The organism is Methylorubrum podarium, assembly GCF_040270385.1.
Lineage (GTDB): Bacteria > Pseudomonadota > Alphaproteobacteria > Rhizobiales > Beijerinckiaceae > Methylobacterium > Methylobacterium podarium.
Window position 1 is genome coordinate 1 of record NZ_JBELQE010000097.1, and the last position, 10,219, is coordinate 10,219.

The following is a 10,219-nucleotide window of genomic DNA, read 5'->3' on the forward strand; positions in this document are numbered from 1 at the left end:
TGTATGATGCGGAAGTAGAATTTTCTACGACTAGCGCAGCTTCCGGTGCCGCTTCGGGCCGGTCCCGAGTTTTTCAACAAAATCGGTCGAAAGCGGCTGTTCGGCGCCTGCCGGCCCAAAGTCGGCTTATGGCGCGAAGCAGCGGCTCAGGCCCCACCCACTGAACCGCTGCTTTCCACCCCATCCGGACCTCCGGCGGAAGCGGCTTGAATGACCACAATGGGTCGATTCTGTTGAAAAACTCGGGTGTTGCAGCGGTTGTGATGAGGTGCTTCTCTCCTGTCGAAAGAGGGAGATCGCAGCAGATGATGGGACCTCGGCAAGTCGAGCAGGGTGCCCTGTTCTACGAGTTCTCGCTTGAGACGCACGTCCCCACCGACCATTTGCTTCGCTCCATCGACCGCTTCGTCGACCTGACCGGCCTGCGCCAAGAGCTGGCCCCGTTCTACGCCTCGACGGGCCGCCCCTCCGTCGATCCCGAGTTGATGATCCGCATGCTGATCGTCGGCTACTGCCTCGGCATCCGCTCCGAGCGCCGCCTGTGCGACGAGGTCCACCTCAACCTCGCCTACCGCTGGTTCTGCCGGCTCGGGCTCGACGGCCGGGTGCCGGATCATTCGACCTTCTCCAAGAACCGCCATGGCCGCTTCCGTGACAGTAATCTCCTGCGCCGTCTGTTCGAGACCGTGCTTGCCCGCTGCATCGCCGAGGGGCTCGTCGGTGGCGAAGGCTTTGCCGTCGATGGCAGCCTAATCAGGGCCGATGCCAATCGGCAGAAAGGGGTCGAAGGCTCTGCCGGCCTGCCGCCCGAGGCAGTGAGCCGCGCTGCTCAGGAGTACCTCGCCGTCCTCGACGAGGCCGCCTTCGGGGCCGCGACGCCGGTGCCGCCCAAGTTCATCTCGCCCGCCGATCCGGCCGCGCGCTGGACTGGAGCGCACGGCGGGCAGGCGTTCTTTGCCTACACGGCCAACTATCTGATCGACCTCGACCACGCGATCATCGTCGATGTCGAGGCGACCACGGCCATCCGGCAAGCCGAGGTCACGGCCGCCAAACGCATGATTGAGCGTTCGCGCGAGCGCTTCGACCTCTATCCGGCCAAGCTGGCCGGCGACAGCGGTTACGGTTCGGCTGAGATGCTCGGTTGGCTCGTCTACGACCACGGCATCGAGCCGCATATCAGTGTGTTCGACAAGTCGACCCGCACCGACGGCACCTTCTCACGCGCCGACTTCACCTACGACCAGCCGGGCGACGTCTACCGCTGCCCGGCGGGCCAAGTGCTGACCACGACCGGCACCCTGGTCAACGACGGGGCGACGCTGCTGTACCGGGCGAGCAAGTTCGACTGCGCGCCATGCCCGCTGAAGGCGCGGTGCTGCCCGAACGAGCCGGTGCGCAAGGTCCCGCGCTCGATCTACGAGGGCGCGCGGGACATGGCCCGCGACATCGCGCGGTCCGAGGAAGGCAAGACCTCACGACGCGAACGCAAGAAGGTCGAGATGCTGTTTGCCCACCTCAAGCGCATCCTGAAGCTGGACCGCCTCCGGCTACGAGGACCGAACGGAGCGAAGGACGAGTTCCACCTTGCAGCCGCCGCCCAGAACCTGAGGAAGCTCGCCAGGATCATCCCGGTCCCGCAGCCGAGCCCGGCTTGACCGGCAGGGGAAACCCGGCCCGGGAACGAGGGCTCGCCCCGCCCGCGCTCCGATCTCGGCCGCCGACGAGTTTTTCAACGGAATCGGTCATGAACGGTTGAGTTTAAGCCACATCTCTCGGGCGCACCCACGTATCGCGCCACTCAAGCCGCCGACCGTCGGTTGATCGCAACGACAGGCGATCGACAGGACGGTTCGTTTCGATATCGATTAGAGCCGAATGTCGCTCGTCGGGCCGATAAAGGTGGTCCTCCCCCCACTGGCGCAGCGCGACGATGACCAAGAACAGCCCGCTGCCCTTTTCAGTCAGGACATACTCTCGGTAGGCTGATCCGTCCGACGCAGGCGTGGTCGTCAGGACGCCGCGTTCCACAAGATCGCGCAGTCGCGTCGCCAGCATACCCTTGGCGATCCCGAGACCCGACTGAAGTTCGCTGAAGCGGCGCCGCCCATCGAAGACATCTCGGATGATGAGCAGCGACCACCAGTCGCCGATCACATCGAGCGCTCGGGCGACCGGACAATCCGCCCCCATAAAGCTGACCCGCTTCACCACAACCACCCTCCGAAAATCCTATCGATCTGGTTCTAACTTAGAACTAGATCCGCCGCTCGGCGAGTGGTCTCATGATGAGACCAAGCCGGGAGAAGGTCTATGCCTGCGGAGATCGCCTGTCCTTCAAACGCCGTCGAGGCCGTGCCCATCCATGGCGAGACAGGCCTAAGGCCGGCGACCCTCGCCGTGTGCGCAATCGGCTGCGGCATGTCGGTGGCCAATATCTACTACGCCCAGCCCCTGCTCGACGCGATGGCGCACGACTTCGAGATCCCGCCGGCGGCTATTGGTCTTGTCGTGACGCTGACGCAGATCGGCTACGCGCTGGGCCTGATCCTTGTGGTGCCGCTTGGCGATCTCATCGACCCGCGCAAACTTGCGGTCGCCCAAGCCGCCCTGTCGGCCGTCGCTCTCGCGATCGTGGCAGCGTCGCAAACGGTGGCCGTCATGTTCCCCGCGATGGTGATGGTCGGCCTCTTGTCGGTCATTGTCCAGGTTCTGGTCGCCTACGCGGCGGCGCTGGCTGAGCCCGCCAGACGCGGGCAGGCCATAGGTACGGTCACGAGCGGGATTGTCATCGGCATCCTGAGCGCGCGGGTCGTTGCCGGGCTTCTCTCAGACCTCGGCGGCTGGCGAGCCGTCTACATGGTCTCCGCGTGCCTGAGCGCGGTCCTGACCTTGGCGCTAGCACACCTGCTTCCCCGTGGCAGATCCGTCCCATTTGCAGGCAACTATCTCGCGGTGGTTCGCTCCATCCCCAGGCTGTTCGTTCAGGATCCGGTGTTGCGCCTGCGCGGTATGCTGGCGCTTCTGATCTTCGCGACCTTCAGCACCTTCTGGACAGCGCTCGTGCTGCCGTTGAGCGCCTCACCGTTCTCCTTCTCGCACACGCAGATCGGCCTGTTTGGGCTCGTGGGCATCGCTAGCGCCCTAACTGCGGCCAGGGCTGGAAGCCTGGCGGACCACGGCTTGGGACACCGGACCACCGGTCTGGGGCTCGCCTTGCTGCTGGTCGCCTGGGCACCGATTGCATTGCTGCCCGTCTCCATGGCTGCCCTGATCGGCGGCGTCCTCGCTCTGGATCTGGCCGTGCAGGCCGTGCACGTCACCAACCAGAGCGTGATCGTCTCGCGGCATCCGCAGGCGCGCAGCCGGCTCGTGGGCGGCTACATGGCGTTCTATTCGGTCGGAAGCGGTATCGGCGGCCTTGCGGCGACGGCCGCCTACGCCCTTGCGGGTTGGGCCTGCGTCTGCGGGGTCGGTGCATTCTTCAGTGGCATCGCCCTGTGCCTCTGGTTCTGTGCGGGTGATGATTCCATTGCATCAACACGCAAAACGTAGCGCTCGCGCTGACGGCTGCCTCGCGCCACAAACGGACCTTCGCTTGTGGGCGGTTGAAGTTCCGCTCCTGGAACGAGACCGTACCAAGCCTCGGCCGAGACCTAGGATGTCGTGGCTGAGACGCTGGCGCGCATCTGACCTGCGTTTCATGTTGCAGTGCAACAGGTGGGGTCGAGGGCCGTTGTATGAGGGCTACCCTCGCATCGATTAGTGAGGGACGGCTTCGGGGCGTTCGCTCGCCGAGCGAAGCCACGGTGCTGCCACCTCATTGAAAGTCCCCTCCCGATGCGCTTCGTAGCCACCCTCACGACGCTTGTACTCGCCCTTACGCCGCTTCCGGCGCTGGCATCCTCCTGCGCCGAGCAGATCGGGACCATCGAACGCCGCCTCGACAGTGCAGGTGCTGTGGAGATCGCAGGCCTTAAGGCGGGCCATTCGCTCCAGACCGGTTCGCCCCGGGGCGTGCAGGGTGCTCGCCTCGACGCACCGAGCGACCCCGACCTGATTTCGACGGCGGACCGTGTGGCAGTGGCCAGGACCCTCATCATCCGCGCGAGCGACGAGGACCAGCGGGGCGATCAGCGCGCCTGCGAGAATACCATGACCGAGGCCAAGGGCATGATTGGCGCCCTGCCGTAGTCAATCTCGCCGCCGTCGGCCGATCCCTTCTCGAAAGCACCGCGATGACACTCCTCGCAGACGCGTCGACGACGATGTCGGGGCTGGCCATCGATCGGCCCCGCGCGCTCTCACGCCGGTTCGGCAACGCTGCCGGGAGCCGAGCTTACGACCTCTTCGTCCCCTCCGGATACGAGGGAGCTCCCCTCCCGCTGGTCGTGATGCTGCATGGCAGCTCTCAATCATCGCGCGACTTCGCCATCGGCACGGGGATGGACCGGGTGGCGGAGGAGCAGAACTTCCTCGTTGCCTATCCCGACCAACCGAGGTCGGCCAATCTCGGCAAGAGCTGGAACTGGTTCAGGAATGAGGACCAGAAGCGCGACAAGGGCGAGCCGTCCATTCTCGCCGGCCTGACGCGTGAGATCATGGCTGAGTTCAATGTCGATCCCGCGAGGGTCTACGTCGCTGGCCTGTCCTCAGGTGGGGCTGCCGCGGCGGTCATGGCGCTGGCCTACCCGGACATCTATGCTGCCGTGGGCATACACTCTGGGCTGGCGGGTGGTTCGGCAGGCTCGATGTCCGTGGCCTTCTCCACGATGCGCCGAGGCGCCTTGCTCCGGCCGCGTCAAGCAACGCATCCGCTACCGACTATCGTCTTCCACGGAGACCGCGACACGACCGTCTCACCGGTCAACGGCGATCAGGCCATTGCCCAGGTGCAGCCCGATGGGGACCTGAACATCACCACCGTCGATGGGCGTTCCAGTGGCGGAATGGCGTACACGCGAACGATCCTGACCGAACCGGATGGCATGTGGTCGTCGGAACAGTGGGTCCTGCACGGCGGTGGTCATGCCTGGGCCGGCGGCCACCCGGCCGGCTCTCACACCGATCCGACCGGTCCTGATGCCAGCCGCGAGATGCTGCGGTTCTTCATGACACACGCGAAGGACGGCGGAGCGTACTGACACTGACTGCCCGTCCGGATGAAACAGCCCGAAGCGGTTCCTAAGGAGCGTCCCTTGGTCGATCTAGGCATCCACCACCGGACGACCTACCGTTACAGGCAGCCTGTTGAACTTGGCCCGCATCGGCTGATGTTGCGCCCGCGAGAAGCTCGGGACCTAAGGCTCCGTTCGAGCGACATCACAGTGACGCCGGATGCAACGGTGACTTGGGCCAGCGACGTAGCCGGTAACGCGGTCGCGACCGTTACCTTTGCAACACCGTCCAACACACTCGTCATCGATAGCGCAGCTCAGGTCGAGCTTTCCGCGGCTGCCTATCCAGTCTTCGACATCGCCGCCTCGGCCAGCTCGTTTCCCTTCCGGTACTCCGATGACGAGTGGACGGACCTCGGAGGACTCACGGTTCGGCAGTACCCTGATGGGGATCGCCTGCAAAACTGGGCGCAGGGCTTCGTTGCCGGCTACCCCACCGATACTCTGTCGCTTCTTAAAGACATCAATGCCGGTGTGGGTGCCAGGGTCACCTACGAGGCTCGGGAGGACGAGGGCACACAGTCGCCGAGCCAAACCCTGTCATCAGGTCTGGGCTCATGCCGGGATCTGGCCACGCTCTTCGTCGAGGCGGTCCGGAGCCTCGGCTTTGGTGCAAGGGCGGTCTCAGGCTACCTGCATGACCCCACACGTCGCATGCTTGGATCGGCCGATGCCGGGTCCACTCATGCCTGGAGCGAGGTGTACCTACCCGGCGCAGGGTGGGTCACCTTCGACCCGACGAACGGCAGGGTGGGCGGTGCGAACCTGATCCCGGTCGCTGTGGCACGTGACATTCGCCAGGCCATGCCGGTGACTGGCAGCTTCATCGGGCCTGCTGATGCCCTCCTGGATATGTCCGTGGCGGTCGAAGTTCACGACTAACGTGCTGCTGAAGTTGTGCATGTCAGGTAGGCTAGCTCTAGCTTGAGCGAGTAGAGGCAGCCAATCCCTACGGCGCCTAGCTCGCCGCCTCGCGCGGCGGCAAATCCGGGAAGGAGATTGTCACGGTCACCCCGGCATCGTTGCGGATGTCGATGTCACCCGCGATCTGCTGCACCAGCGAGCGCACCAGCCCATAGCCGAGGGACCCCTCTCGCACGCCCGCCATGCCGACTCCGTTGTCCTGGATCACCAGTTCGATCCGACCGGGCTGCGGCCGGCGGACCTGGGCGCGGATCGTGCCGGAACGCGGAGACGGAAACGCGTACTTGACCGCGTTGGTCACCAGCTCGGTCAGTGCCAAGCCCAGCGGAATAGCGCGGTCGGCGCTGACGAAGATCCCCTCCTCCACCTGGGCCTCCAGCCGAATGCGATCATCGCCCTCGGTCAGCGCCTCAAGCGAGGCACAGAGGTCGGCCACGTAACTGCCGGCATTAACCTGCTGCACATGGTCCGACCTACTCAGCAGGTCGTGCGCTCGTGCCATAGCGTTGAGCCGCTCCTGTGTCTCGGCGAACAGCGCCTTGACAGCTGGATCGGTTTGGCGGCGTCCCTGTAGGTTTAAGAGCGCTCCAGCGATCGACAGGCTGTTCTCGGCCCGGTGATTGACCTCGACCAGCAACATCTCGCGCTCGGCCCCGAGCGCCTTCAGCCGCGCATTCGCCGCCTCCAACTCGCGCGTCCGGTCAGCCACGCGTTGCTCCAGCTCGGCAGCTAGAGCCTGCAGCTCTGTCTCGGCCCTAACGCGACGGGTAATATCGAGGTACGACAGGAAGTGGTTGGTGACCGTGCCCTGCCCGTCATTGAGGGGGCTGGCAAACAGCATCGCCTGGAATGGCTTGCCGTCCTTGCAGTACTGCAGGATCTCAAGCGTCGCGTTGCGGCTCTCGCGGATTGCCGCCTCGTACTCCTGGACCGTCGCCGGATCGGTCTCTGGGCCGTTCATGAAGTGCGGATCCTGCCCAAGTAGCTCCTCCAGGCTGTAGCCTGACAGCTCCATGAAGGCCTCGTTGGCAAAGACGATTGGGTTGCCCGGCAGGGTGGCGTCGGTGACCATCATCGGCATTCGGGTGAGCCGCACCGCATCGACAAAGATGCCACCGTGCTGACGGATTGCCTCGATATGCCGCTCGGCGAGGGTGCGCGCTGGGGTCCCAGATAGATCCTGCTGAAATTCGTTCATAGCGGACCCTAGGTGATCCTGCGCGCAGGGGATACTTTTCCGACGCGTCCAAGCAGGTAGTGTGCGGCCTCAATCTGGCGGGCCCCCCTCGGTGAATGACGGCGTCCCCTGAAACCACGCGCTCCTGACCTCGTTTCCCTCTTCGATGGCCAGCACTAGAACCCCTTCGTCCTCCCTCGTCCTTATTGTTGATGATGAGGACCTTGTACGCATGATGGCGACTGACATGCTGGAAGACGCCGGGTTCACCGTCCTCGAAGCAGCGAGCGCCGACGAGGCCTTAGAAATCCTGGAAAACCGCAGCGACATTGGCCTGCTGTTCACCGACATGGAAATGCCGGGATCGATGAACGGCTTCGCGTTGGCCGCTCGGGTTGCTGAGCGTTGGCCGCACATCCGCCTGATGATCACGTCGGGGCGGTGTCGCCCCGCGCCGCGCGATGTGCCGGACCACGGTATGTTCGTGCCCAAGCCCTATCTGGTCGAACAGGTGCTCAACGCCTTTGACAAAGCCGGACCGGTTTAGCGGCCTCCCTGGCCACCGTTCAGGAGTAGGGAGATCGGCAGACTTTCTCCTGCTTGTTCCGCCCGATGGCAGGCAGTACTCGCCTGCGTCAGCTCTGCTTAGGCCGGAACGGGAGCACTTCGCCGGACGGCCGCATGATCGTCACCAACGCGCGGGCGAGGTCGGCCTGTTCGAAGGGCTTGCCCAGGCGGACGAGACCCGTGAGCTCGCCCTCCGGCAGCTCGGTATAGCCACTCGCGAGGATCACCGGCAGTTCTAAGTGAGCCGCGCGGATCGCCTCAATCAGCTGAACGCCAGTCATACCCGGCATAATCTGATCGGTTATCACCAGATCGATGATTTCGGCGGAACGGCGCAGTATGCGCAGGGCCTGCTGGCCTGAGGTCGCCTCCAGCACCTCGTGGCCAAGGTCCTCCAGCATCGCTGATATGTTCATCAGCACCAGCGGATCGTCATCGACCACCAGCACCGTTATCGGGTTCAGGATCTGGAGGTCCGGGTGAGGCGTCTCGTCCTCCTGGCGCAGGAGGTTAGCCTCGGCCACAGGAAGCCACAGCTCAGCAGTCGTCCCCTGGCCCAGCGTGCTCTTGAGTACCAAGCGTCCACCAGATTGTCCGGCAAAGCCGTGGATCATGGAGAGGCCTAGGCCCGTACCCTTGCCAACACCCTTCGTGGTGAAGAAGGGCTCTGTGGCTTTGGCGAGCGTCTCTTCGCTCATGCCCATGCCCGTGTCGGTGACCGACAGGCAGACGTAGCTGCCCGCGGGAAGTCCGGCAGCCTCTCTGGTGCTAATTCGTTCCTCCCGCGCCGAGATCGTGATCGAGCCGCCGTCCGGCATCGCATCGCGGGCGTTGACAGTTAGGTTGAGCAGCGCCAGCTCCAGCTGGCTCGCATCGACGAAGGCGAGCGGCAGCCGTAGCGGAAACCGCGTGCTGACTGGGATGTTCGAACTGATCGAACGCTGCAGCAGCTCAGCCATGCCACGCACGAGTTCGGGCACGTCGACAGGCCCTCTGGTCAGCTCCTGCCGGCGGGCGAAGGCGAGCATGCGCTTGGTCAGCGTCGCACCGCGCTCGGCCGCCTGGATCGAGTTCTCGATTAGCTGCAGCAGCTTGGGGTCATTCGGCAGGCGCTTACGTGCGAGGCTCAGATTTCCCAGCACGACCGCCAGCAGATTGTTGAAGTCGTGGGCCACGCCGCCGGTGAGCTGGCCGATTGCCTCCATCTTCTGGGACTGAATGAACCGCGCACGTGTCGCTTCGAGTTCTTGCTGGACGTTGCGCCGCTCGGTGACGTCCCGAGTGATTTTAGCGAACCCTACCAGCTCGCCGTGATCGCCGCGGATTGCGTCAATCACGACGTGCGCCCAGAAGCGGGTGCCGTCCTTGCGCACACGCCAACCCTCAGCCTCGAAGCGGCCTTCCGTGGCGGCGGTCTGCAGGGCGCGAGCGGGTAAGCCCGTGGCCCGATCCTCCTCTGTGTAGAACCGCGAGAAGTGCTGGCCGATGATTTCCTCGTCGGTGTAGCCTTTGAAGCGGTGCGCGCCGCGGTTCCAGCTCGACACCGCACCCTGTGGATCGAGCATGTAGATGGCATAGTCCTGAACACCCTGGACGAGCAGGCGGAAGCGCTGTTCGCTCTGCTTCAGCGCGTCCTGCGTCGCCTTCCGCTCGCTCAGGTCACGCGTGATCTTAGCGTAGCCGACAAGCTGACCGTCCGGGCTGCGAATCGGATCGATCAGCACGTGCGCCCACATCAGGGAACCGTTCTTGCGAACGCGCCACCCCTCCTGTTCGAAGCGGCCATCGGTGGCCGCAATGTTCAGCGCTCGGGCAGGCAAGTCCGTGGCCCGATCCTCTTCGGTGTAGAACTGTGAGAAGTGCTGCCCGATGATCTCGTCGGTCGTATAGCCCTTGAAGCGCTGAGCGCCGGGGTTCCAGCTCGCGATATTCCCCTGAGCGTCGAGCATATAGATTGCGTAATCGACGATTGACTCAACCAACAACCGGTAGCGGTCATCACGATCAGCGGCCGTTTCGAGGATCTGAGTAGCCTTTACAACCTGGTTCTGCGGCGCATCAGGGCGAATCTGTTCGTCATTCATACGGATGACCATACCACGCCTGATCCGGTATGTTGGATCTTTTGCCAGGTTCGGGGGAAACGTGCGCTTGCCGTTATCGGTGCGAGAGATACGACTACCTCGCGCTAGGAGCTGACGCTGAGCCGACAGGCCCTGAAGCGCCGCTTCCGATCCCATCCGGACATTCGACGTGCACAGGCCGGATGTCCGCTTGGGGTTGATTTCGTTGAAAAACGCAGAGGCAGTGCTTTGGGCATCGCTCAAGACAGGGCGCTGGAGAACTTTTTTCTTTTCCTGTAGTGCGATGCCGC

The 10,219-nt window shown here is 64.0% G+C and carries 9 protein-coding genes; 6 read left to right on the forward strand and 3 right to left on the reverse strand.

All coding sequences use genetic code 11. From position 1 onward, the window contains the following. Positions 1-305: 305 nt before the first annotated feature. Positions 306-1,658, forward strand: a complete 1,353-nt coding sequence (locus tag ABS772_RS19300; RefSeq protein ID WP_350396416.1) for an IS1182 family transposase — start codon at positions 306-308, stop codon at positions 1,656-1,658. A gap of 103 nt (positions 1,659-1,761) precedes the next feature. Here the strand turns inward: ABS772_RS19300 and ABS772_RS19305 are convergent, their stop codons facing one another. Beyond that, positions 1,762-2,214 (reverse strand): winged helix-turn-helix transcriptional regulator, encoded by a 453-nt coding sequence (locus ABS772_RS19305; protein WP_350396424.1) that lies wholly within the window; start codon positions 2,212-2,214, stop codon positions 1,762-1,764. A gap of 99 nt (positions 2,215-2,313) precedes the next feature. Here ABS772_RS19305 and ABS772_RS19310 point away from each other — a divergent pair, with 99 nt between their 5' ends. The 4 genes from ABS772_RS19310 (at position 2,314) to ABS772_RS19325 (ending at position 6,059) form a co-directional block, all read left to right on the forward strand. Then, a complete protein-coding gene (locus tag ABS772_RS19310) occupies positions 2,314-3,555 on the forward strand; it encodes an MFS transporter (protein WP_350396417.1) in 1,242 nt (413 codons plus the stop codon). A gap of 285 nt (positions 3,556-3,840) precedes the next feature. Continuing rightward, a complete protein-coding gene (locus ABS772_RS19315; RefSeq protein ID WP_350396418.1) occupies positions 3,841-4,194 on the forward strand; it encodes a hypothetical protein in 354 nt (117 codons plus the stop codon). A 44-nt stretch (positions 4,195-4,238) separates the two neighbouring features. Beyond that, positions 4,239-5,144, forward strand: a complete 906-nt coding sequence (locus tag ABS772_RS19320; protein ID WP_350396419.1) for an extracellular catalytic domain type 1 short-chain-length polyhydroxyalkanoate depolymerase — start codon at positions 4,239-4,241, stop codon at positions 5,142-5,144. Positions 5,145-5,198: 54 nt separating this feature from the next. Next, entirely contained in the window at positions 5,199-6,059 is an 861-nt protein-coding gene (locus ABS772_RS19325; protein ID WP_350396420.1) for a transglutaminase family protein, read from the forward strand. A gap of 76 nt (positions 6,060-6,135) precedes the next feature. Here the strand turns inward: ABS772_RS19325 and ABS772_RS19330 are convergent, their stop codons facing one another. Further along, the gene (locus ABS772_RS19330; RefSeq protein WP_350396421.1) at positions 6,136-7,299 is read right to left on the reverse strand and encodes a sensor histidine kinase; all 1,164 of its coding nucleotides are present in this window, start codon (positions 7,297-7,299) and stop codon (positions 6,136-6,138) included. 145 nt (positions 7,300-7,444) lie between these two features. Between ABS772_RS19330 and ABS772_RS19335 the strand changes: the two genes are divergently transcribed. After that, positions 7,445-7,825, forward strand: coding sequence for a response regulator (locus ABS772_RS19335; protein ID WP_350396423.1), 381 nt, complete (start codon positions 7,445-7,447; stop codon positions 7,823-7,825). Positions 7,826-7,913: 88 nt separating this feature from the next. Here ABS772_RS19335 and ABS772_RS19340 read toward each other — a convergent pair whose 3' ends face one another. Beyond that, positions 7,914-9,929 (reverse strand): hybrid sensor histidine kinase/response regulator, encoded by a 2,016-nt coding sequence (locus ABS772_RS19340; protein ID WP_407943006.1) that lies wholly within the window; start codon positions 9,927-9,929, stop codon positions 7,914-7,916. Between the last annotated feature and the right edge of the window lie 290 nt (positions 9,930-10,219).

Bases quoted from the DNA above. Each gene is read 5' to 3' on its own strand.
- ABS772_RS19310 (WP_350396417.1), top strand. From the start codon at position 2,314: ATGCCTGCGGAGATCGCCTGTCCTTCAAACGCCGTCGAGGCCGTGCCC.
- ABS772_RS19315 (WP_350396418.1), top strand. From the start codon at position 3,841: ATGCGCTTCGTAGCCACCCTCACGACGCTTGTACTCGCCCTTACGCCG.
- ABS772_RS19340 (WP_407943006.1), bottom strand. From the start codon at position 9,929: ATGAATGACGAACAGATTCGCCCTGATGCGCCGCAGAACCAGGTTGTA.
- ABS772_RS19320 (WP_350396419.1), top strand. From the start codon at position 4,239: ATGACACTCCTCGCAGACGCGTCGACGACGATGTCGGGGCTGGCCATC.
- ABS772_RS19300 (WP_350396416.1), top strand. From the start codon at position 306: ATGATGGGACCTCGGCAAGTCGAGCAGGGTGCCCTGTTCTACGAGTTC.
- ABS772_RS19335 (WP_350396423.1), top strand. From the start codon at position 7,445: ATGGCCAGCACTAGAACCCCTTCGTCCTCCCTCGTCCTTATTGTTGAT.
- ABS772_RS19330 (WP_350396421.1), bottom strand. From the start codon at position 7,299: ATGAACGAATTTCAGCAGGATCTATCTGGGACCCCAGCGCGCACCCTC.